Annotated in this window: 22 protein-coding genes; 13 read left to right on the forward strand and 9 right to left on the reverse strand. The window is 32.7% G+C overall.

Annotated features, from left to right (window positions below; genetic code table 11):
• Positions 1–688 precede the first annotated feature (688 nt).
• The 5 genes from J3U36_RS07110 to J3U36_RS07130 all read right to left on the reverse strand — a co-directional run bounded on the left by J3U36_RS07110 (position 689) and on the right by J3U36_RS07130 (position 4975).
• On the reverse strand, positions 689–1054 hold the full coding sequence (locus tag J3U36_RS07110; protein ID WP_065559470.1) for a hypothetical protein: 366 nt from the start codon (positions 1052–1054) through the stop codon (positions 689–691).
• A 423-nt stretch (positions 1055–1477) separates the two neighbouring features.
• Positions 1478–1882, reverse strand: a complete 405-nt coding sequence (locus J3U36_RS07115; RefSeq protein ID WP_065559469.1) for a hypothetical protein — start codon at positions 1880–1882, stop codon at positions 1478–1480.
• Positions 1883–3107: 1225 nt separating this feature from the next.
• Positions 3108–3503, reverse strand: a complete 396-nt coding sequence (locus tag J3U36_RS07120; RefSeq protein WP_065559467.1) for a hypothetical protein — start codon at positions 3501–3503, stop codon at positions 3108–3110.
• Between the two features lie 601 nt (positions 3504–4104).
• Entirely contained in the window at positions 4105–4398 is a 294-nt protein-coding gene (locus J3U36_RS07125) for a hypothetical protein (protein ID WP_267359631.1), read from the reverse strand.
• A 250-nt stretch (positions 4399–4648) separates the two neighbouring features.
• Positions 4649–4975 carry a hypothetical protein gene (locus J3U36_RS07130; RefSeq protein ID WP_267381703.1) on the reverse strand — a complete coding sequence of 109 codons (327 nt, stop codon included), beginning with the start codon at positions 4973–4975 and terminating at the stop codon, positions 4649–4651.
• Positions 4976–5326: 351 nt separating this feature from the next.
• On the opposite strand from J3U36_RS07130, the gene J3U36_RS07135 reads away from it, so the two are divergent.
• Positions 5327–5707 (forward strand): DUF5362 family protein, encoded by a 381-nt coding sequence (locus J3U36_RS07135; RefSeq protein ID WP_267380489.1) that lies wholly within the window; start codon positions 5327–5329, stop codon positions 5705–5707.
• 110 nt (positions 5708–5817) lie between these two features.
• Here J3U36_RS07135 and bamE read toward each other — a convergent pair whose 3' ends face one another.
• A complete protein-coding gene (gene bamE / locus J3U36_RS07140) occupies positions 5818–6234 on the reverse strand; it encodes an outer membrane protein assembly factor BamE (protein ID WP_065559463.1) in 417 nt (138 codons plus the stop codon).
• 197 nt (positions 6235–6431) lie between these two features.
• On the opposite strand from bamE, the gene J3U36_RS07145 reads away from it, so the two are divergent.
• The 6 genes from J3U36_RS07145 (at position 6432) to J3U36_RS07170 (ending at position 15475) form a co-directional block, all read left to right on the forward strand.
• The gene (locus J3U36_RS07145) at positions 6432–7043 is read left to right on the forward strand and encodes an FKBP-type peptidyl-prolyl cis-trans isomerase (protein ID WP_267350713.1); all 612 of its coding nucleotides are present in this window, start codon (positions 6432–6434) and stop codon (positions 7041–7043) included.
• A gap of 283 nt (positions 7044–7326) precedes the next feature.
• On the forward strand, positions 7327–8148 hold the full coding sequence (gene dapB / locus J3U36_RS07150; protein ID WP_267350711.1) for a 4-hydroxy-tetrahydrodipicolinate reductase: 822 nt from the start codon (positions 7327–7329) through the stop codon (positions 8146–8148).
• Positions 8149–8157: 9 nt separating this feature from the next.
• Complete coding sequence (tadA, locus tag J3U36_RS07155) at positions 8158–8664, forward strand: tRNA adenosine(34) deaminase TadA (protein WP_267359635.1); 507 nt, start codon at positions 8158–8160, stop codon at positions 8662–8664.
• A 114-nt stretch (positions 8665–8778) separates the two neighbouring features.
• Positions 8779–9318, forward strand: coding sequence for a hypoxanthine phosphoribosyltransferase (gene hpt, locus J3U36_RS07160; RefSeq protein ID WP_267350709.1), 540 nt, complete (start codon positions 8779–8781; stop codon positions 9316–9318).
• Between the two features lie 666 nt (positions 9319–9984).
• Positions 9985–11673: an autotransporter assembly complex protein TamA gene (locus J3U36_RS07165; protein WP_267380488.1), complete on the forward strand. Its 1689-nt coding sequence runs from the start codon at positions 9985–9987 to the stop codon at positions 11671–11673.
• 1 nt (position 11674) lies between these two features.
• The gene (locus J3U36_RS07170) at positions 11675–15475 is read left to right on the forward strand and encodes a translocation/assembly module TamB domain-containing protein (RefSeq protein WP_267380487.1); all 3801 of its coding nucleotides are present in this window, start codon (positions 11675–11677) and stop codon (positions 15473–15475) included.
• A 52-nt stretch (positions 15476–15527) separates the two neighbouring features.
• Here J3U36_RS07170 and mnmD read toward each other — a convergent pair whose 3' ends face one another.
• Positions 15528–16238, reverse strand: a complete 711-nt coding sequence (gene mnmD / locus J3U36_RS07175) for a tRNA (5-methylaminomethyl-2-thiouridine)(34)-methyltransferase MnmD (RefSeq protein WP_267380486.1) — start codon at positions 16236–16238, stop codon at positions 15528–15530.
• A gap of 89 nt (positions 16239–16327) precedes the next feature.
• Here mnmD and J3U36_RS07180 point away from each other — a divergent pair, with 89 nt between their 5' ends.
• The 6 genes from J3U36_RS07180 (at position 16328) to J3U36_RS07205 (ending at position 20467) form a co-directional block, all read left to right on the forward strand.
• Positions 16328–17059, forward strand: a complete 732-nt coding sequence (locus J3U36_RS07180; protein WP_267380484.1) for a 1-acylglycerol-3-phosphate O-acyltransferase — start codon at positions 16328–16330, stop codon at positions 17057–17059.
• 9 nt (positions 17060–17068) lie between these two features.
• Complete coding sequence (locus J3U36_RS07185) at positions 17069–17833, forward strand: methyltransferase domain-containing protein (RefSeq protein WP_416379853.1); 765 nt, start codon at positions 17069–17071, stop codon at positions 17831–17833.
• A 107-nt stretch (positions 17834–17940) separates the two neighbouring features.
• Positions 17941–18201, forward strand: a complete 261-nt coding sequence (locus J3U36_RS07190) for a hypothetical protein (RefSeq protein ID WP_267359647.1) — start codon at positions 17941–17943, stop codon at positions 18199–18201.
• Positions 18202–19248 carry an ADP-heptose--LPS heptosyltransferase RfaF gene (gene rfaF / locus J3U36_RS07195; RefSeq protein WP_267380480.1) on the forward strand — a complete coding sequence of 349 codons (1047 nt, stop codon included), beginning with the start codon at positions 18202–18204 and terminating at the stop codon, positions 19246–19248.
• Positions 19249–19250: 2 nt separating this feature from the next.
• Positions 19251–20213 (forward strand): lipopolysaccharide heptosyltransferase RfaC, encoded by a 963-nt coding sequence (gene rfaC, locus J3U36_RS07200; RefSeq protein WP_267380478.1) that lies wholly within the window; start codon positions 19251–19253, stop codon positions 20211–20213.
• 53 nt (positions 20214–20266) lie between these two features.
• Positions 20267–20467 (forward strand): YaeP family protein, encoded by a 201-nt coding sequence (locus J3U36_RS07205; protein ID WP_267350696.1) that lies wholly within the window; start codon positions 20267–20269, stop codon positions 20465–20467.
• On the opposite strand, the gene J3U36_RS07210 is transcribed toward J3U36_RS07205, so the two are convergent.
• Together J3U36_RS07210 and J3U36_RS07215 are read right to left on the reverse strand one after the other, a co-directional pair.
• Positions 20460–21857 (reverse strand): heavy metal sensor histidine kinase, encoded by a 1398-nt coding sequence (locus tag J3U36_RS07210; protein ID WP_267359651.1) that lies wholly within the window; start codon positions 21855–21857, stop codon positions 20460–20462. The genes J3U36_RS07205 and J3U36_RS07210 overlap by 8 nt on opposite strands.
• Positions 21844–22530, reverse strand: a complete 687-nt coding sequence (locus J3U36_RS07215; protein WP_065559449.1) for a heavy metal response regulator transcription factor — start codon at positions 22528–22530, stop codon at positions 21844–21846. Before J3U36_RS07215 ends, J3U36_RS07210 begins: the two co-directional genes overlap by 14 nt.
• Between the last annotated feature and the right edge of the window lie 170 nt (positions 22531–22700).

The raw sequence follows: 22700 nt of genomic DNA on the forward strand, positions 1-22700 counted from the left end.
CAGTTTCTTCGATTTCATAAATGAAGATGTCAATTCTTTCTGGCAAATTTAGACAAGGAATATATCCGAATTCGATTAATTTCTTGTCGTTGTTTGTTTTTTGATTCATAAATTTGTAATTAAAATTAATTATTAATTTAAATTCATTAAGGTATAGGTAAATTATACTTTTGTAGTAAATTAATTTTTTTAAAATTAATTCTATTTAATATTATATAGATAATCGACTTAAATCAATAAAAAGATTAAAAATTATGAATTGAATAAGTCTATAATATTGTTATTCCAATTCATAATATTATTACTTTCTATAAATATAGATATATCTTTATTAAATATCATTTTATTTGTTTATATCATTATTTACTTTTTTGAAAGGTATTTTTAGGGATCGTTACTAACTACTTTCGATGGGTATATGGAATATTTTGTTTAATGTTCCTTTCTCAAACTCACCATGCTTTATATAATAAAAACCCCAGTTAGATAACTGGGGTTCTTTTGGATCAATAAAAAGTATTAAAAATAAATTAACACGATTTAGAAACCAAATAAACTAAGGTAGCCATCATGATAATCAGAATCATCACTAGTGATAACGTTAAACGTGATTGCTCTGAAGTCATTTTTTGTTCGCCAAATTGTTCAAATTCGTGTTTGAAATTTAAATCTCTTTTTGTAGATTCTTCTATAGATTCTTATTTTTTCTTTTAAAAGAATCTATAATCAATAACATACCTCTTTTCAACCCATTAAATAAAGACGATAAAAACGGCTTTATCCCCTTTTTTGCTAAGTGTAAAGATTTGACATGTTCCATAAATCTACACAAATAGAACTGTTGAAAAATACGACTTACAATATGAGGATCCTTACTAACAGCCTCATCATAAAGCGTTTTAGGCATTTCTAAAATAAGTGAATCTTCAACAATTTCATTTCCACGCATCAAAACTATGCGATAAATAGTAAGATCTGCATTTGCAAAAATTCCTAATGACATTTCACTTTGACTATCTAGGAATAAATAGCCTTTAAAATCATAATGTTTCATTTTTTAATTTTTTTAATGATTAAAATTGTGTGTACCACACCTGGGAGTTAACAGAAACTCAATAGTTATATTACACCGATAACAAAAATGTTTCAATTTTTCTTAACTTATAATAAGATTTTTTGATAATAACACACAAATTCTAAATACATTTTCATTTGCAAATAATAACAATTAATCATAACCTTTAATTAACATCTATTAGCATTAAAACAAACTAGATTTGAAATATTCTTAAGTTACCTTAATATTGCTTTAGATCACATATTAACTCTTTAATTTATTCTAAGTATTACCTCAACAAGACTTTTGTTTTAATCATGTAATAAAAAAACCCCAGTTAAATAACTGAGGTTTATTTAGATCAATTAATTAAATTCAAGATGATCTTAAAAAACTTTTGACAGATAAAGGAAATTCTATCTAAAAAATATGAAGCCATTTACCTAACAAATAAAACAAAGCCATAAATAAAGCAATTATCAGCATAAATTCGAAATGTAAACGATCTTCCTTACTTAGTAAATATTTCTTAGATTTTGAATCAGTCCTAGCTATTGTTCGAACAATTACACTTGGTGATAAAAAATCCTTGTCCACTTTACACATGTCAAAGACATGATACAAACGTTTTGATATGTCAGGATAATCAGCTATCAGTTCATCAAAACGCGCTGAAGTTAATTCAACTTCAGTTGTACCTTCAATTTTTTCGTCATTTCGCATTGCCACTAATTTGACCATCGAACGATCTGGATTCATCAATATTGCTATCGATATTCCATTTTCACTGTTTTCGGATAGAAATCCGTTAATTTTAAACATCATAATAAGATTTTAATTAATTAAATTTTGTGAATTACCTCACCAGTAGGTAGTATTTAATTCAATACTGTGAATTAAAGCAACCTGTTTTTATACTATACCGATAATTATAAATTTCAATATTTTTTTATCCCTAATGTATTTTAATCAATTCTACTATCCAAATTATTTGTTCATCGGTTAGTTTATTGAATACTTAATCACATTTTAACTTGATTAATTTATCTTTCAGCCAAAACGTCATCAATGTTATTACGTTTGATGTTAGCGGGTTATCACCTCGATTTGATATTAAGTTATCAGAGGTTTTCAGTAAAAAAATAACTTTTTATTGAAAAGAGCAATGGTGTGAATTGCGTAAAATTTATATATAAATCTCTGTTTTAAATCAATTTTATTTTAGATTAATTAGATACAATATGATTGGCAATTTTGATAATTTGATGTCAATGTCAACTTATATCAAACAATAAAACCCCAATTTAAATTAATAAATTGAGGTTAGATAAAATTAAACTAATTTAATTTTCTGAGTCTAGAAGATATTTCTATAAAGATGGCAATCTTAACAGAATTAGAAGGAAACAACCTAAAGGTTTTAACAAACCTTATATATTGATCATCATAAGTATCGACATTCTCTTTAAAAACTTGTTCACTTATAATAACCTCTGTTCTTTCAATGATTTGTCTATTCTTACAAAGGATCAATGAGTATTGATTGTCTTCTTCAATTCGATTAACTGAGATTGTCACCGCTAGGAACATTGAACTCGAAAGCATTTCGATTTCGCGAACTCTTCTTTTTGTACTTCTTCTTTTTTGCATGATTTAATTTTTTTATTATTTAAAAATTTTAAAATCATTAAGGCATAGTTAAATTATACTTTTGTAGTCAGTTAATTTTAATAATTAACTTTTTTATATTATATTGATAATCGACTTAAGTCAATAACATCCATAAAAATTATCTATTAAGAAAGCCCATAAAGTTGATAACGAAAATCACAATATTCCTGCTTTCTACTAAATAAATATGTCTTGATTGAACATTATTTTCAATCGGTTGAATAATCAATCACTTTTTTTGAAAAGTATTTTTTTCGATTACGCTTAACTAGTTTGGATTGATATAAGTGACATTTTGTTAAATGTTTCTCACTTGAAATCATTCATGCTTACTATAATAAAAAACCCCAGTTGAATTACCGGGGTCTGTTTAGAACAATTAAAAGATATAAGAAAAAAATAGTCCCAATAACAAAATTATCAATAAAATCCAAATAACATTAAAAGCAATAATCGAGAATCTGACTATCAATCTTTTTATTTCAGCCCTTTTTTCCATTTTTCGGATAAGCTTATTAATATCATCGACATCTAATGTATAACCAGAAGCTTCATAAGCTTTTAATAATCGATATTTATTCCGACAAACAGATAAAATAAATTGCTCATACTCTTCTTTAGTATAGTCGGCAAAAATGCTTTCACCTCTTTGTTCTGATTTCGAGCCTATTATGGCTATACGATAACAAGTAGAATTTATATCTGTATAAACTGCTACTGAGATTTCACCTGTACGACTTTCATATAAGAAGCCTTTAAATAGTAAATCATTCATTTCTTAAATTTTTATTTTTGTTTAATATGTGCACCTCACATGGGAGTTGACAAAACTCAGAATCTATATTATACCGATAATTCATATAATTCAAATTATTTATTTCTCAAAAACTGTTTTATGTAGACAGTAGGCAACGCTAACGCCACTGTCAGTTATAAAAATTATGGGAATGCTAATTTTGTTTAATAAATTAAAATAGAAGATTTGATAGAATTTGCCATTTTTTGTTTTGTTTATCTTGTAATGACTATTTATATAACTTCCATAGTTTATTGATCGATACTTAATCATACCTTTATTTGGTTAATTTATCTTTCTGCCAAAACGTCATTAACATTAGTGCTGGTTATATAGCTAGTTTATTAGCTTGATTTGATATTAAGTTATCAGAGATTTTCAGTAATTAAATAGCTTTTTTATTGAAAGAGCAATGGTGTAAATTGCGTAAAACTTGTAGATAATTTTTATATCAAATTAGTTTTAGATTAAGTGAATAAAATATAACTGACAATTTAAATAATTTTTTGATAATTTTCACCTATATCAAGCAATAAAACCCCAGTTAAATAAATAACTGGGGGGTGAATTAAATTAAAATTTAATTCGTTGTCAAACCTCCAAGAACAAATTTGTCGAATCCAATCAACTCCAACGCATTATAAAACAGGATAGAAGAATCAAAATAACTTTGAAAATTCTGCCGATAAACTTGTTCAGTTATAATCGTTTCTGTTTCTTTAATACGCATTCCGTTGATATAAGCACACAATTTGTAGCATACTTCTTTTTCGGCTGTTTGACTTCGACTAACAAAAATTTGAAAGTCTTTCAAAATTGAACCAGGAACTTCCCCGATTCTGAATTCTGGAATGTGCGTTCTTAACGTTTGCATAATACTAAAAATTTAAAGTTAATAAAACATTTGAATTCATTAAGGCATAGGTAAATTATACTTTGTAGTTAGTTAATTTTAAAAATTAACTGCTGATTATATTATATAGATAATCGATTTAAGTCAATATTATTTATAAAAAAACAATTAAGAAAGCCTATAATATTTAAGCATAACCTCATAAGGTCTATCATTCTGATTATGCAATAAAAAACCCCAGTTATTAATAACTGGGGTTCATTGGATGAAATCATCGATTATAAGGACGAATATCAAATTTTGCGTGCTTACTCAATTTACAAATTTGGGCAGCTTTAGTAAAAGCATATCCAGGCTTTTCAAATTGACCGGTAATTTCATTATAAGTCTCTTCGCTAATTGAGACTTGCGTTCCAGGAATTGGTAAACAATAATACTCAGCTAATAATCCATAACACTCACAATTAGTCTCAGGATCTCGATAGCCTAGTACTTTGATTTCGAGACCTGACAGACATGATCCTGCGACACATCCTAGGTCTTTTAACTTAAAATTTTTAAGTTCATTTTTCATGATAATAACATTTTTTAATTGCATAGTAACGCTATGTTCGTATCATTTCAAAACTAAAGAAATGACGATTTATATTATAACGATAACCTACAAAAGGTCAATACTAATCACTCACTTTAACGCATAGATTTTATATAGTAACTTTAAACACTATTTATTGTGATTATTTAAATACTCTTTATATGTAAAAGTATTTTCCCTAATTTTGCCTCTCAAAACATAAAGATTAAAATGTAAAAATCTTAAATATTATCGCGATTATGAATAGTAATTAAACCTTGTAATTTATGATGAAAAACACCTAGACATCTATGATAAAACTGATATTCTATGCTCCTTTTTAAATACAACTATAAATGAAGGAAGAGGAAAGAAATGAATACAACTGAAAATAAGATAATATCATTTAGTATGAACCAATTGTTATTTAAACAATTAAGATTTGTGGGAACGATGCAGCAAATTTTTGGGGTTTTAGGAATCATTAGTGGCTCTTTAACTTGTTTAGGTATTATTACAGCAATAGTAGGTGTTCCGTTAATTATAACTGGGGTCAAACTGTTTCAATCGGGAAAAGGATTTAATCAAACAGCGACTCTTGGACGAGAAGAAGATATTATTTATGCTATTCAAAATTTACATGGTTATTGGAAATTCAACCTTATTGTTTTTATCTGTTCTATTGTAATGATGGTTATTTTCTTTATATTTGCTCTTTTATCCATTATTAGTGCAGTGAATAATCAATATTATTAACAATAAATTATCGTTCCTAAACTTAGGTTTTAAATATAAAAGATAACAATAAAAACCTCATTAATTAATGAGGTTTTTATTTTTTAAGAAAAACAACTTTGGAATGAGTTTTATTCTATATCTTCGTTGTTGTCAGAAATTACATCGATAGGATCAGAAATGATTTGTTTATTCATTTCTTGTAGTGTTTTGGAACCATCAAGCGTTGAGTTTTTAATGTCAGTCACTATGCCCATTTCGTTAAAATAAATAGAATAAGTAATTTGGCTTATACCATTATGTTGTGGTTGTTGACGAAAAACATAATACCAAACGTTATCACCAAACACCGACGTTAACATAGGTGAACCCATTATAAAAATAACTTGATCTTTTGTTTGACCAACTTTCAATAAATCAATTGCATCTTGTGTTACATAATTACCTTGATTGATATCAGGTCTATATACCCAACGGTCTACCACTGAACAACCAGTTAATAATATACTAGCCACAATTGCAAGCGAGGTAAATTTACGAAACTGCATTTAACTTAATCCATATTGAAATTATAATAAGATGTATTATCGCTGATATTTGCACTAAGTGCTAGCCAAATTAATAAATTCTTTATGCATTTTATAAAAAAAGCGTTATTCTATTTTATTAATTAATATTTATTCTGTTGATCACAAACTTAATGGGTCTCGAATACTGTTTATAAACGACAAACAAAAGGTAAAAAATGAAATTAGAAACCATAGATCAAAAAGCGAGTTATGCTATTGGATTACAAATTGGACAACAATTAAAGGAGTCAGGTTTGAATGGTCTAGATCTTGATGCATTAAAATTAGCTATGCAAGACGTTCTAGCAAATAATCAACCTGTTCTACCATTACAAGAACTGCATGATGCGCTTCGTCATATGCATGAAAAAGCCACTCAAGAGAAAGCAAAACAAGCAGAAAAAATTGCTCAAGCAGGTAAAGATTTTTTAGCAGAAAATATTAAAAAAGATGGGATTAAATCAACTGAATCCGGCTTGCAATATGAAGTCATTACCGAAGGTACAGGCTCCTTACCTAAATCAACAGACCGTGTTCAAGTTCATTATACGGGACAATTAATTGATGGTACGATTTTTGACAGTTCTGTACAACGTGGACAACCAGCTGAGTTTCCTGTTAATGGCGTTATTCAAGGTTGGGTTGAAGCTTTACAGCTAATGCCTGAAGGTTCAAAATGGAGATTGTATATTCCTCAAGAACTTGCTTATGGAGCACAAGGTGCAGGAGGCTCAATTCCACCCTACAGTACATTAATTTTTGATGTCGAATTATTGAAAGTTTTATAAATCTAATGGACGCATTTAAGCGTCCTTTTTTTATAATCTAACTATAGGCTCTAAATAACCTGCCAATAACAATAATGTTTAAAAGTTAACGACGATTAAAATAGAAATCAGCACCAATAATACCATCCTTTCCGATGTACCAAGAACAACAGATAAAATTGTTCATTTAAAGAATTACGATACATCACTTATATTACAGCATTTTAATTTTGCACGGTGTATAAGTCTTTTGTTTTCCGATATAATATTTGATAATATTTTGAAAATAGGTAAGGAAAATTTTATGTCAACTAACCTCATCCGTATCGCTATTGCTGGCGCAGGTGGAAAAATGGGACGCCAATTAATTCAATCTGTTGCACAAATCGAAGGAGTAACTTTAGGTGCGGCATTTGAAAGACAAGGTTCTTCCCTCATTGGAAGCGATGCAGGTGAACTTGCTGGAATAGGCATTTGTGGTGTCACTATTACAGATAATTTAGAACTCGCCAAAGATCAATTTGATTTGTTAATTGATTTTACCCGACCTGAAGGTACGCTTGCCCACTTAAATTTTTGTGTTGAACATAAAAAAATGATGATTATAGGAACCACTGGTTTTGATTCTACAGGTAAGCAAGCCATAACGGATGCGGCAAAAAATATCGCTATTGTTTTTGCTGCCAATTTTAGTGTAGGTGTAAATTTGGTACTTAAATTACTTGAAAAAGCGGCAAAAATCATGGGAGATTATACAGATATTGAAATTATTGAGGCTCATCATCGTTATAAAGTCGATGCCCCATCGGGTACTGCACTTGCGATGGGTGAATCGATAGCTGAAGCTTTAAAATTCAATTTGAACGATCGTGCGATTTATTGTCGTGAAGGTCATACCGGTGAAAGACCAAAAGGAGCAATTGGTTTTTCAACTATCCGAGCGGGTGATATTGTTGGCGAACATACGGCAATTTTTGCCGATATTGGCGAACGTGTGGAAATTAGTCATAAGGCGTCTAGTCGGATGACATTTGCAAATGGCGCCGTCCGTGCTGCATTATGGCTTGCAAAACAGCCTGTCGGACTTTATGACATGCGAGACGTATTAAATTTGAATAATCTATAAATAATTGCAATGTCAGATGAATATTGGATGCAATATGCATTAACGCTTGCCAAACGTGCTGAATCCTTAGGTGAAATTCCGGTAGGAGCGGTAATTATCGATGAAAACAGTCAAGTCATTGGCGAAGGTTTTAACCAATCAATACTTACCCATAATCCAACTGCTCACGCTGAAATGCTTGCTATCGAGCAAGCGGGTAAGTGTATCAATAATTACCGTTTAATTAATACGACCCTTTTTGTCACACTTGAACCGTGTATGATGTGTGCTGGTGCCATTATACATAGTCGAATAAAACGAGTAGTATTTGGAGCAAGCGATTATAAAACAGGGGCTGCCGGCTCGTTTATTAATATTCTAGCTTATCAAGGCATTAATCACATTGCACAAGTGCAAGGTGGCGTATTAGCTGATGAGTGCAGCTTGCTACTCAGTCAATTTTTCAAAAAACGTCGCTTAGAAAAAAGAGCAGCCAAGATCGATGCTAACAAGATGATAGATAAGAACATACTATGAATAGTATAGGGTTATCAAATGTTATGCTAAGCAGATTAAAATAAGCTTTGTTATTCTTTTTATCTATGAAAATTGTTAGAATCTAATTTAAATTTTATTTTTTGAGTATTAGTAATGAAGAAACACACTTTAGAAATGATGATATCAACGGATGATATTCAAAAACGTATCAAAGAACTAGGGCAACAAATTAGTCAAGATTATAAACACAGCCAAAATGAACTTATTTTAGTCGGTCTGCTACGTGGTTCATTTATTTTTATGGCGGATTTAAGCCGTGCTATTACTGTCGGGCATGAAGTTGATTTTATGACCGCATCAAGTTATGGTAATGCCGTTGTCAGTAATCGAGATGTCAAAATATTGAAAGATTTGGATGAAGATATTCGTGATAAAGATGTGCTAATTGTTGAAGATATTATTGATACTGGTAATACGTTAAGTAAAGTCATGGCAATTTTAAAATTACGTCATCCTCGTAGTATCGAAATTTGTACGCTTTTAGATAAGCCATCACGTCGGGAAGTGGCTGTACCAGTAAAATACATTGGTTTTTCAATTCCTGATGAATTTGTCGTTGGTTATGGAATTGATTATGCTCAACATTATCGCCATTTACCTTATATCGGTCAGGTTACACTGCTAGAAGCCTAAATAAATGTTGGTCGAAAATTTAGTCATTAATAGAATAAATCTGTGATACGACTTAATTAAAAGCCCTTAGTATTAAACTGAACAAATGTTAATAAATCGTAGTTTGCATAATCATTTAAAGTTATAGTACTGCGTTATAGCGCAATCAATAACCTTTTTAAAATTTCTGAAACAAAAAAGGATCGATGTCTATCAATCGATCCTATATCAAAACAGCTAAGTATATTTTTTACATTTTAATAATGTTAACTTAAGGTATCTGCATAAATTAAGTAAATATACCATTAATTAGTCCCTACTTTGCTTCATTGATATTATACATTAATGAAATAGTAGAAATCTTAGTCCCACTTCAGAATAAACTAAATGCTTATAGTAATTTATAATATTTTATTTGCTTATAAAAGGTTTTTCCCAAAGATCAAGGGGTTACCTTTACAATCTTAAACTTAAAATGTTAAAACTCAATATTAATAAATTAGACATTGATCCTTACAAAAGATGATATCAAAACTGATTTAGTTAGCTTATCATAGACGATGAAATATTAAATATGTTAAATTTACGTTCATGATTAGCCCAGAAATTAACAATTGATCGTTTTTTAACTTAAACTTCTTCGAGGTCTTTGTGTCACAATTTTCCTATAGGTTTTGTTTACTTTTAATGTTTACAATCATTTCAACATCAAGCTATGCTGATATGAAGTTATCGATTAAAGGTTTATCGGGTGAACTTGCTGACAATGTCGATGCTCGTGTTTCATTAATCACTCCAGATAAAGTCGATAACACGCCTAATTTTAAACGGTATTTTGAAAGCGAGGTTAAAAAAGCGCTCCGAGCTTTGGGTTATTACGCTCCTGTGTTTCAATATAACACTCAAAATCCAAGAGTATTAGCGGTAACGATTTCAGCTGGTGAACCGATTAAAATTGAACAATTAAATGTGATTATTGAAGGTGAAGGCCAGCATGATAATGATTACCAACATTTACTCGAAAAAAACCTACCTAAAACGGGTGATATTTTAAATCATGGCATTTATGAGTCTTTCAAGAAAAGTTTGAAAAATCTCGCGTTAGAAAAAGGCTATTTTGATGCCAATATGACGCAACACCAATTAGCGGTGTCCATGGATCATCATCAAGCTTTTTGGAATATCGATTTTAATACCGGGCAGCGCTATAAATTCAGTCAAGTTAAATTTTCTAATACCAAAATTAGAGATGATTATCTTAAAAATATTATACCGTTTAAAGAAGGTGAACCTTATAGTGCCGAAAAACTTTCCATTCTTAATCGTCGATTAACTTCTACAAATTGGTTTAGTTCAATTGTTGTTGTTCCTGATTTTCCAAATGTTACAGCAGACAAATCACTACCAATCAATGTTGTCACCTCTCCCCGAAAAAAAAATAGCATGGATTTAGGGCTTGGATACTCAACCGACAATGGCGTATATGGCAAAATAACTTGGAATAAACCTTGGATTAACAGTCGTGGACAAAGTTTACAAAGTAATTTATCACTTTCTTCACCCGAACAATCCATTACAATGAGCTATAAGATCCCACTCAAAAAATCTCCCCTTGAACAATACTATACTATTCAAGGTGGTTATAAAAAAATCGACAATAACGATACTAAATCACGTTCCTATACCTTTGGTGTGGTTCGATATTGGGACAATTTTGAAGGGTGGCAAAGCGCGCTAGGTTTAAATCTTTTACATGATGACTTTACGCAAGGTGACTCAAGTTTTAATACCCTTTTGTACTACCCTTCTATTAGTCTTTCACGAATTCGTAGCGATGGCAATCTTATGCCAATGTGGGGAGATTCACAACGCTATTCTGTTGAGGCAGCTACAAATTCTTTAGGATCCGATCTCAATCTTATTCGTTTTCAAACGCAACAAACTTGGATTCGATCCTTGTTTGATAGTCATCGATTTATTTTTCGGGGTAATTTCGGCATAATTCAGGCAAATAATTTTGATCGTGTTCCGCCTTCATTTCGATTCTTTGCAGGGGGTGACCGTAGTATACGAGGTTATAGCTACCAATCTATTTCGCCTAAAGATAAAAATGGTAAATTAAAAGGTGCGTCAAAGCTCATCACTGGTTCAGTTGAATACCAATTTAATTTAACCGGTGCTTGGTGGGGTGCTGTTTTTATTGATTCAGGTGAAGCAATTGATAAAGTCGATAAAACTAAATTTTATACAGGAAGTGGTATTGGTGTGCGTTGGGCTTCTCCGGTTGGACCAATAAAATTCGATTTAGCAACTCCGTTAACGCGAAGAGACTCTGGTTCAGTTCACCTATATATTGGTTTAGGATCCGAATTATAATATGGCTAAAAATCCCATTAGAGAAAAAAAATTAAAAAAAATTAAAAGAATACGAAAATGGAAAAAGCGTAGTATTGTAGTATTATCTATTTTCGTGTTTTTGGTCGTGTTTATTATCTTACTGCTTTATACCAGTTTAGGCGTTAAGTTAACCACTTATGTCTTAGGTAAAGCCCTACCCGAATTGAAAATTGAACAAGTGGAAGGGACATTAAGCGATTTACAGGTGAATGGTCTTTCATTGCAACTACCGGGTATTGATGTTCAGGTTGATCATGCATCGTTAAAATTATCTGGGTTATGTTTGCTTGAAACTAAAATCTGTATCGAACAGTTTGAATCAAAGGGTATTAAAGTAAAACTGAACACCGATCAGATTATTACCGACCCCAATAAGCCAATACCAGACAAACGGGTTGTTTTGAAAACCCCATTACCAATCGAACTGAAAACGGCACATGTATCAGATGTGAAAGTTGATATTGATGATATGCAATTTGGTCTGTCTGATTTTACGGGTAAGGCGACTTGGGTAAACGAAAAAATTTATGTATTTCCTGCTGAGGCTCAGGATTTAAGTGCTATTTTTGCTGATCTCCCACAAGTAAAATCAACAACAGATTCAGTTCAGAATGATTTGCCTCTTAATGAAAAGATAAATCAATTATTCAATCAGCCGTTAATCGAATCATTACCCCAAGTTACTATTCCTCTCGATATCAATGTCGGTCGCTTAACGGGTAATAATTGGCTTTTACATATTGGCGGAGAAGATTATCGATTTAACAATGTGACTATTCAAACTAATATCATCGATAATCATATTATCGTTCAACAGGTGAATACGGATGCGACAACTCCTTATGCTAATGGGCATGCTTTTGTTTCAGGAGATATTACATTAGGCAATGATTGGCCTGTTTTGGCATTTATTCAATTAAAAACAGCCAGTAATCAACTACATAGCCAATTTTCAGGTAAATTGTTAGGTGAATTGACGACAAATACGGTACTTGAAGGACTTAATTCAGCAAAAATTAATGCAAAAATCAATTTTATCGAAAAATATTTACCGGTGATGACCGACTTAAAGGGTAAACACATTCAATGGCCAATTGAAGGACAAGCGCAATATCAAGTTAATAATTTTAATCTTTCAATAGGAGGTAACGTCCAACAGTATGACTTATCAGCTAAAGGTAAATTTAAAGGTGACGATCTGCCCGATACGTCGTTTGATGTTATAGGCAAGGGAACGAATCAATCAGCCATATTCGATCATGGAATAGTGAAACTACCACAAGGGGAAATCAATGTTTCAGGTAATCTTGACTGGCAAAAAGCCTTACACTGGGATGCAAAAGTTAAATTAGCTGATGTTGATACCAGCAAAGATTTACCAAACTATCCTATACGATTAAATGGTCAACTTAAAACCAATGGTCAGATAGAAGGTGATAAATGGCAATTGAATCTTCCCGAAATCCAATTAAAAGGTAATATTAATCACGCTGATTTTTCAACTAATGGCAGTATTCAAATTAACTCTCATCAATCAATCAGTGCGAATAATTTTGTTATGGATTGGGGAAAAAATCATATCAATATCAATGGCGCTTCAGATAAAGAAAATTTAAGTGCTAAGTTAGAATTATCCTCTTTATCATTATTGGCTGATGACTTACAGGGTTCAATTGTCGGCACGTTGAAAATGAATGGCAGCTTTAATGAACCAAACGTGGATACCGATATCAATATTCACCAATTAAGTTTGATGAATATGTCAATATCATCAGCCCAACTTTCCGGAAAAATAGAATATAAAAAACAAATTAGTGGACATTTAAAACTCATAGGACACGATATAGAACTTCCTAATCAAAGCATAAAAAATGCCAATATTGAGCTTAAAGGTAATGAAAGTCATCATGTTTTAGATATCAATCTTACAGGAACACCAGCCTCATTTACAACATCACTCAATGGAAAATTAGATCCTGATCGAACAAAATGGACGGGGGATTTATCCCACGCTGTGTTAAATTTAGGTGATAAAAATCATTGGCAATTGGTTAAAACCTTACCTTTATCTTATGATGTTACTCATCAAGTGCCCACTATAGGCACGCATTGTTGGTCAAACCAAGGGTCAAGTATTTGTTTAGATCAAGCACTATCTCCAACAGCTAACAGTAATACAAGTATCACGTTAAAAGATATTAATCTGGCAAAACTTCCTATTCCAAACGATGGTGAAACAAAACTAGCTGGCTTGATAAATGGTAAAGCTTATATAAAATTTAATGCAAATAGTGAAATGCCGAATATCAAGGCCAATATCAAAGGGAATGAAGTTTATATTCAACAGATGATCACATCCCAATCATTATCTATTCCATTTGAAATATTTACTATTAATGCTGAATTTAATCAACAACAAGCAAAGTTTGATTGGTTATTTAGCTTAAAACAATTAGGTAAAATGAGCGGTGATTTAACTATTATCGATCCCACTCAACAAAAGAAATTAAATGGAAAATTAAACATTGATCATCTTGCCTTAGCAATAATCAATCCCTTATTAGATAAAGATGATTTTGCTAAAGGCTCGATAAATGGCAACGTTAATTTTTCCGGGTCTTTAATGGATCCTTATTTAACAGGTAATATTGATTTAAAACACAGTGAAATAAAATCCAGTCAATTACCAATTGATTTGAAATCAGCAAAGGTAGATGTTAATTTCAATGGTAAATCCTCCACCTTAAAAGGAATTTTATCCACCAAGTCTGGTAATATTGATATTAACGGTCACGCCAATTGGGATACATTTGATAAATGGCAAGCGGATCTTTCTGTCACGGGTGCAGCAATGGAAGTTACCGTACCGCCAATGGTTGTGTTAAGTATTATCCCCAATATTAGAATTGATGCGACCCAAGATGAGATAATTCTTTCCGGAAAAGTCAGTATCCCTAAAGGTAAGATTACCGTCGAATCTTTACCGGCATCTAGTGTTGATGTATCGCCTGACGAAGTTATGTTAGATAAAAATTATCAAGTAATCGAAAAACAAAAACTTGGCATAAAAATCAGTAGCCATATTGAAATTGATATTGGTGAACATGTGACTGTCGATGCTTTTGGGTTAAACGCATCACTGAAAGGCAATCTCCTTGCGGCACAAACCAACAAAGGCTTAGATCTGCATGGGCAAGTTTTGATTCCAACAGGAAGATTTCACGCTTATGGTCAAGATTTAGTTATCCGTAAAGGAATTATCACTTTTTCGGGCCCTACTGACCAAGCTAAGTTAGATATTGAAGCTATTCGTAATCCAGACTCAATTGATAACAGTAGTATTACAGCGGGTATTCGTGTAACAGGATCTTCGGAAGAGCCCAAAATTGAAATATTTTCAGATCCAGCCATGTCCCAGCAAGAAGCATTATCTTATCTAATACGAGGTCAAGGACTTGAAAGCACCGATCAAAGCGATAATGATATGATGACCGCCTTACTCGTTGGTATCGGTACGGCAAAAACAGGTAAATATATTGGTGATATTGGTAATGTCTTTGGAATAAAAAATCTTTCTTTAGACACGCAAGGAGCCGGTAATAATTCTAAAGTGGTTGTTAGTGGGTATATTTTGCCTAACCTACAACTGAAATATGGTGTAGGTATTTTTGATTCACTGGCGACATTTACTTTACGATACCGATTGATGCCAAGACTCTATTTAGAAGCAACATCTGGACTTGCACAAACGTTAGATTTTATCTACCAATTTGAATTTTAATCACTTATTAGGATAATTGAGTTAGCCTTATCAATTATTTGGTTAAGGCTAGCTATTTTTTACTGCCGATTAACATTTCTCTTTTCAACCCAAAACCTTTTTGTTTTATCACATTGAATCCTGCATTGATTAAGTTTCGCCGAACAAATCCAGCCGCACAAAAAGTCGCAAACGTTCCCTTTTGTGACGTATATTGAAAACAGCTTTTAAACAAGGATTCTGACCACATGTCAGGATTTTTAGCGGGTGAAAATCCATCAAAGAACCAAGCATCAATCAACCCATTTTGTTTAGCCAAAAATTCCGGAAAATATTGAATGTCATCATAAAGTATATCCAAACTGACCTTGTCTAAATGACAGGTGTTATCCGTTAGATAGGTATATAACTGCTTGGCTAATAGTTGAAGTTGGCATTCATCTTCTATGGCGGTTTGATGCATCATCATCATTTCTGTCACTGATAACGGATATTTTTCAATACTGATAAATTTAAGCTGCTTAAGTTGATGGTTGGGATATTCTTTTTTAAAAGCTAAAAACGTTTGCCAGGCTATGAGAAAACTTAACCCCGAACCAAAACCCGTTTCACCAATAATAAAAATATCTTTATCATGTTGGATAAAACGTTGCTGTAGATGATTGCCTTCAATAAAAACATATTTTGTTTCAGCAACTGCACCTTGTGTGTTGAAATAGATATCATCAAAATAGACAGACACTGGGGCTTGGTTTTCGTTCCAAATAATAGTTGATTTTTGCATGACGCCTCTTTACTCAGTTATCGTTGATCAAACTGTATATTGGCACAGTTTACGTATATAATACGCTAAATCAATTTATGAGGTAAATTATGGTTTTTCTTTTCCGCTTAATTACAGTTGTGTTAATAGGTATTGTAGTTTGTGTACTGGGCATTATATTTTGCCTATTCAACCCTCGGAATCCCAAAAACGTAGCCAGATTTGCACATTTATTTAGTTTTTTCTTTAAACCTATTTTGGGCGTTAAAGTTGATACTCGTCTCTATCCTGAGATTAGTAAAATAGGCAGTTGTGTTTATATCGCTAATCATCAAAACAACTTTGATATGGTTGTTGCCGCAGACGTTGTCCAACCGAAAACCGTGACTGTCGGAAAAAAAAGTTTAGCGTGGATTCCTTTTTTTGGGCAATTATACTATCTGACCGGTAATATTTTAATTGATCGTAATAATAAATCAAAAGCCCACGATACCATTGGACAAGTTGTTAAAGAAATTAAAACACGTGGCATATCGATTTGGATGTTTCCTGAAGGAACACGAAGTCAAGGACGTGGATTATTACCGTTTAAAACAGGCGCATTTAAAGCAGCAATTGCGGCAGGTGTTCCTATTGTGCCTATATGCGTCTCTGATACCAATAACATTCAATTAAATCGTTTAAATAACGGTCATATGATTGTTGAAATGTTGGATCCTATTGACACCAAATCGTTACGTAAAGAAGACGCCAGAACATTAATGGAACAATGTTATCAACAAATGACTGAAAAATTAATTGAAATCAACAATGAAGTTAAGCAACTAAACAGTAAAAAATAATTAATGAATATGCAAGACCGTAATTTTGATGATATCAGTCATAAGTTTGCACAAAATATTTATGGCACAAGTAAAGGAAAAATTCGTGAAGCCATTGTCTGGCAAGAATTAGAAAATATATTAGCCACATTTCCAACAACAAAACCGTTGAAAATTCTTGATGCAGGTGGTGGACAAGGACAAATGGCTTGTCGATTGGCAAAATTAGGACATCATGTCACATTATGTGATATTTCTATGCAAATGCTAGAACTGGCACAAAAAAATGCCCAAGCAGAAAAGTTAAATATTAATTGTCATTGTTGTGCTATTCAAGATATTGATCATATCATTAATGAACAATATGATATGGTGATTTGTCATGCAGTATTAGAGTGGGTTGCCGATCCGATCAGTATTCTTGAATCATTAAAAAAACACCTCAAACCCGAAGGTTATTTATCCTTGATGTTCTATAATTATCATGCACTTCTTTTTAAAACGGTGACACTTGGTAATTTTGGTTATACTCAATCAGGGCTTGCAAAACGTAAGAAAAAAACATTATCACCCGATTTCCCTCGAATACCAGATGATGTCTATCAATGGTTAACCACGCTAGATTTTCATATTATTAAAAAAACGGGAATTCGTCTATTTCATGATTATATGAATAATAAAGAAAAAATAAATAGTCAGTTTGATCAGTTATTGGCACTTGAAAAGCAGTATTGCCAAGCGGAACCGTATCTAAGTCTTGCTCGATACATTTTAGTTACCGCAAAAAATGGCTAACACTTTTCATCATACTGATACTAAGCTTGAAATAGTTAAACTTCACTCGAAAATATTGGCTTAACTCGGTATGATAAACAGCGTAATTTAATTAATTAAGGAAAATAATGATAATCATCATATCTGATGGTATTGTTTCTATCGGAAGTAATATTGTTAATAGTCTGAATAATCAAAAAATTAAAGATGTTTTAGACGTTGATAATTTAACTGATGAGACAAAATTTGCCAATTTACTTGATTTAAATATGGCTGATTTTATTGATAAAGATGACTTTACTACGGCTATCGTTGCCGATCAGCAGTTAGACATTAAAGCAATATTTCATCACAATGTTTGTTCATCAACGATTATAAAAGGACATTAAATGAGAACACTAATTATTGGTCCTTCATGGGTTGGCGATATGATGATGTCGCAAAGTTTATATCGAACGTTAAAACAACTTCATCCTAATATTGAAATTGATGTTATGGCACCAGCATGGTGCCAAGCACTATTGAATAAAATGCCAGAAGTGAATCAAGCTATTGAGATGCCAATTGGTCATGGTAAATTCGGTTTAACCCAACGCTATCGACTCGGCAAATCAATCCGTCATAATCATTACGACCAAGCGATAATTTTACCTAATTCGTTTAAATCAGCTTTAATCCCTTTTTTTGCAAGGATTCATCAGCGAACAGGTTGGAAAGGTGAAATGCGTTATGGACTGATTAACGATCTTCGTAAACTTAATAAACAAGCCTTTCCATTAATGGTTCAACGTTATGTTGCCCTTGCCTACCCTAAGGATCAGATCCACACAGCAGAGCAAATACCACAACCCATACTTTGGCCTAAACTTGAAGTTTGTCAAACAGACATCAATGGCACGCTTGACACGTTTAAGATCAATAATAATTTGCCGTTAATTGGTTTTTGTCCTGGTGCTGAATTTGGTCCAGCAAAACGTTGGCCGGATTATCATTATGCCGCTCTTGGTGATATGCTTGTAAAGCAACATGCCAAAATTGTTATTTTTGGTTCTGATAATGATCGCCAAGTTGGCGAAAAAATTATTGAACAAATGACACAAGGCGATCAGTGTATTAATCTTGCCGGTAAAACAAAATTGGAACAAGCGGTTAATTTAATTGCGGCTTGTAAAGCAATTGTGACTAATGATTCAGGATTGATGCATGTCGCCGCAGCTTTGGATCGCCCTTTGGTTGCGCTTTATGGCCCAAGTAGTCCAGACTTTACCCCACCCCTTTCTGATAAAGCTGAAGTTATTCGCTTAATAACAGGGTATCATAAAGTCCGTAAGGGCGATGCAGAACAAGGCTATCATCAAAGTTTGATTGATATAAAACCTGAAACTGTGTTTGAAACTTTAATGAAGCTTATTGCTCGTTGTGAAAAGAGTCATTAATTATGCGTGTACTTATTGTTAAAACATCTTCAATGGGTGATGTACTTCATACTTTACCCGCGTTAACTGATGCTGCCCGTCATTTACCTAATATGACTTTTGATTGGGTGGTTGAAGAAAATTTTGCGCAAATACCAACATGGCATTTTGCGGTAGATAAAGTGATCCCTGTGGCCATTCGGCGCTGGCGTAAAAACTGGTTCGGTAAATCTATTCGTCAAGAACGTCACCAATTTATTCAATCACTACTTGAACGGGAATATGACTGTATTATTGATGCGCAAGGATTAATAAAAAGTGCTTTTTTTATCACACGTAAAGCAAGAGGCATTAAGCACGGTTTAGATCGTCATAGCATAAGAGAACCGATTGCCAGTTGGTTTTATGATGTTAAACATTCTGTTCCAAAATCAATGCATGCCATTGAACGAGTACGACAACTCTTTGCAAAAAGTCTTGGGTACGACCTATCTGGTGACATGGGTGACTATGCAATTGCAAACCATTTTTTATCAGAATTACCGTCTGACCATGGACAATATTTGATATTTTTACATGCCACTACCAGATATGAAAAACATTGGACAGAAGACGCTTGGCGTCAATTAATACAATTGATAGCGCCAACCGGTTTAAAAATTAAATTACCTTGGGGAACGGCGAATGAAATGCAAAGCGCTCAACGCTTAGCACAAGGATTTAATCATGTCGAAGTGCTACCAAAATTGTCTCTTTCTCAAGTGGCGACTGAACTTGCTGGGGCTAAAGCTGTGGTTTCAGTCGATACAGGATTAAGTCATTTAACTGCGGCACTTGATCGCCCAAACATAACTTTATTTGGTCAAACCGATCCGAAATTAATAGGCGGTTATGGTAAAAATCAATTTAGTCTTGTCTCTCCAGATCAAAAAATGCAAACTATCTCAGCAACGAAGGTATATGAGCAATTAGCCCGTTTTTTGTAAAACAGGATAGAATTGAAATAACGTTATTGAAAAAAATTAAAGGAATCGAACTAATGAATAAATATTGTGAGCTCATTCGGGAAAAATATGCTCAAATCGGCAGTAATGAATTAGGCTATGTTGAAGATGCTTTAGGAGCCGTTATGTTGGTTTTAAATGAAGTTGCAGCTGATAAACAAGTACCTGCTGAACTTAGAGAGAAAGCTGCTTATGCAGCAGCTAACTTATTAATGAGTGACTATGACATTAAATAGCCGTTGGTAAATTGATAATAAAACGTGTCGATTTATCATCTGATTCTACATAAATTGATCCCTTATGGGTTTCAATAATGGATTTAACAATGGCTAGCCCAATACCTGCGCCGGAACTGTCATTACGATGACGTGATTCATCGACACGATAGAATCGGTCAAAAAGATGTGGTAAATGTTTTTTATCAATTTTTTTGCCCGGATTAGAGATAATAATCTTAACCCGTTTTTCACTCATTTGACTTAACGTGATAGTTATGACCTCGTTATTCGGTGTATAACGAATCGCATTAGACAAAATATTACCAATTGCACGCCCTAACATCATTTTATCACCTTGTATGTGAGAACAGTGACCGTCGAGTTGGAAAGTAATATTTTTCTCATCGGTGAGAGGCTCAAAATAATCACACATCATCATAACCATGTTAGTAAGATCAATGTCAATCAAATTAGGCACAAGCTGGCGATTGTCTGCCTGCGCCAAAAATAACATATCAGAAATCATTTGTGACATTTTTTCATATTCTTCTAAATTAGAATATAAAATTTCACGGTACTCATTTGTCGTACGAGCGTTATTGAGTACAATTTGCGTTTGCGTGGTAAGATTAGTAATTGGTGTACGCATCTCATGTGCAATATCGGCAGTAAAATTATGCTGACGAGTAAAAACATCTTCCATACGATTAAGCATGTTATTAAATGCTCTGACCAAGCTTACATATTTAACCGGTACTGACGAGGTTGGAATACGATAATTTAAATTATTTAAACTAATTCTTTCAATCTTCTTGATTAAGCGATTGATTGGTTTTTGAGTATAGTAAATACTGATGAATGAACCGATTAATGCTAACACACAAGAAATAATAATTAGCAGACCTAATCCGTTTCTTAATCGATTAATAAATTCAAGTTGCACATCACGACGAACGGCAACAATCGTAGTGAATCGTTTACCGTCTTCCCCTATCACCCTTGATGCCGCAATTCGATAAGATGATTTATCTATCGTCTCAATAGAAGTACTGTCATTTTCAATAATCCGTTCTAACTCTTGTGATTTTAGTGCTATCGCTAAGTTGGGGCCTCGAGTGCGATAGACTATTTTCCCCATATCATCAATGATATAAACAAATAAGTGATGATGCCCGGTGAGAATTAGCAATAAATTTTGGATAAATTCATCACGATTATCATTCGGAGAATAATAAGTTAGTTCTCTTTCTATAGAGGTAATAACCGAATTTAATTCGGTCACATTTTGTCTGATTGAAAATTTTTCAAAAGACCGCTCGATCAAATAACTGAAACAATAAAGTAGTCCACATGTTATCAGACAAACAATAATGGGTAACCGAACGGAAATTAATTTACTCTGTTTCATCTAATACATCTATTTTATAACCCATTCCACGTACAGTATGAATAAGTTTAGGTTCGAATCCAGCATCTATTTTGTTACGTAACCGTCTTATGGCTACATCAATCACATTAGTATCGCTATCAAAATTCATATCCCAAACTTGTGAAGCAATTAACGATCGCGGTAACACTTCACCCGGATAACGTAAGAAGTATTCAAGTAATAAAAACTCTTTATTGGTGAGATCGATACGTTTATCTGAACGCGTCACTGTTCGCTTTGGCAAATCCATGACTAAATCAGCAATACTTAATTGATAATTGTTTACTTGCGGCACATTTCGTCTTAATAACGATTTAACTCTCGCTAATAATTCAGCGAATGAAAAAGGCTTCACTAAATAATCGTCGGCACCTAAATTTAATCCTTTAACTTTATCTTCAACACTTCCCATTGCTGTCAGCAATATAATTTGGGTGTCTTTACCCGCTTCACGCAATGACTGAACAATTTTCCAACCAACGATATCCGGTAACATTACATCCAGGATAATTAAATCATAATCTTCTGTCATTGCCCGATGATAGCCATCTAAACCATTTTTGGTTAGGTCAACAATAAAGCCTGATTCAATTAATCCTTGACGAAGGTATTCACCTGTTTTCTGTTCATCTTCAACAACTAACAATTTCATTTTAAATATTTCCTTTGCCAAAGTATCAGGTTATCTAACTTACATAATACTGTTCCTATGATATATGAAAAGTTCAAAAACATTCATGATATTTCCATGACTATTTTGTAATCTACTTGTCATTAATCCGTTTGAATGTGTTTGTTATAGTATCCACACAATGATTCATG

Source organism: Gilliamella sp. B3817, from assembly GCF_026536705.1.
GTDB classification, from domain to species: Bacteria; Pseudomonadota; Gammaproteobacteria; order Enterobacterales; family Orbaceae; genus Gilliamella; species Gilliamella apicola_I.

Coding starts and splice junctions, on each gene's coding strand:
- J3U36_RS07110 (WP_065559470.1), bottom strand. CDS start 1,054: ATGAAACATTATGATTTTAAAGGCTATTTATTCCTAGATAGTCAAAGT.
- J3U36_RS07115 (WP_065559469.1), bottom strand. CDS start 1,882: ATGATGTTTAAAATTAACGGATTTCTATCCGAAAACAGTGAAAATGGA.
- J3U36_RS07120 (WP_065559467.1), bottom strand. CDS start 3,503: ATGAATGATTTACTATTTAAAGGCTTCTTATATGAAAGTCGTACAGGT.
- J3U36_RS07125 (WP_267359631.1), bottom strand. CDS start 4,398: ATGCAAACGTTAAGAACGCACATTCCAGAATTCAGAATCGGGGAAGTT.
- J3U36_RS07130 (WP_267381703.1), bottom strand. CDS start 4,975: ATGCAATTAAAAAATGTTATTATCATGAAAAATGAACTTAAAAATTTT.
- J3U36_RS07135 (WP_267380489.1), top strand. CDS start 5,327: ATGAATACAACTGAAAATAAGATAATATCATTTAGTATGAACCAATTG.
- bamE (WP_065559463.1), bottom strand. CDS start 6,234: ATGCAGTTTCGTAAATTTACCTCGCTTGCAATTGTGGCTAGTATATTA.
- J3U36_RS07145 (WP_267350713.1), top strand. CDS start 6,432: ATGAAATTAGAAACCATAGATCAAAAAGCGAGTTATGCTATTGGATTA.
- dapB (WP_267350711.1), top strand. CDS start 7,327: ATGTCAACTAACCTCATCCGTATCGCTATTGCTGGCGCAGGTGGAAAA.
- tadA (WP_267359635.1), top strand. CDS start 8,158: ATGTCAGATGAATATTGGATGCAATATGCATTAACGCTTGCCAAACGT.
- hpt (WP_267350709.1), top strand. CDS start 8,779: ATGAAGAAACACACTTTAGAAATGATGATATCAACGGATGATATTCAA.
- J3U36_RS07165 (WP_267380488.1), top strand. CDS start 9,985: ATGTTTACAATCATTTCAACATCAAGCTATGCTGATATGAAGTTATCG.
- J3U36_RS07170 (WP_267380487.1), top strand. CDS start 11,675: ATGGCTAAAAATCCCATTAGAGAAAAAAAATTAAAAAAAATTAAAAGA.
- mnmD (WP_267380486.1), bottom strand. CDS start 16,238: ATGCAAAAATCAACTATTATTTGGAACGAAAACCAAGCCCCAGTGTCT.
- J3U36_RS07180 (WP_267380484.1), top strand. CDS start 16,328: ATGGTTTTTCTTTTCCGCTTAATTACAGTTGTGTTAATAGGTATTGTA.
- J3U36_RS07185 (WP_416379853.1), top strand. CDS start 17,069: ATGCAAGACCGTAATTTTGATGATATCAGTCATAAGTTTGCACAAAAT.
- J3U36_RS07190 (WP_267359647.1), top strand. CDS start 17,941: ATGATAATCATCATATCTGATGGTATTGTTTCTATCGGAAGTAATATT.
- rfaF (WP_267380480.1), top strand. CDS start 18,202: ATGAGAACACTAATTATTGGTCCTTCATGGGTTGGCGATATGATGATG.
- rfaC (WP_267380478.1), top strand. CDS start 19,251: ATGCGTGTACTTATTGTTAAAACATCTTCAATGGGTGATGTACTTCAT.
- J3U36_RS07205 (WP_267350696.1), top strand. CDS start 20,267: ATGAATAAATATTGTGAGCTCATTCGGGAAAAATATGCTCAAATCGGC.
- J3U36_RS07210 (WP_267359651.1), bottom strand. CDS start 21,857: ATGAAACAGAGTAAATTAATTTCCGTTCGGTTACCCATTATTGTTTGT.
- J3U36_RS07215 (WP_065559449.1), bottom strand. CDS start 22,530: ATGAAATTGTTAGTTGTTGAAGATGAACAGAAAACAGGTGAATACCTT.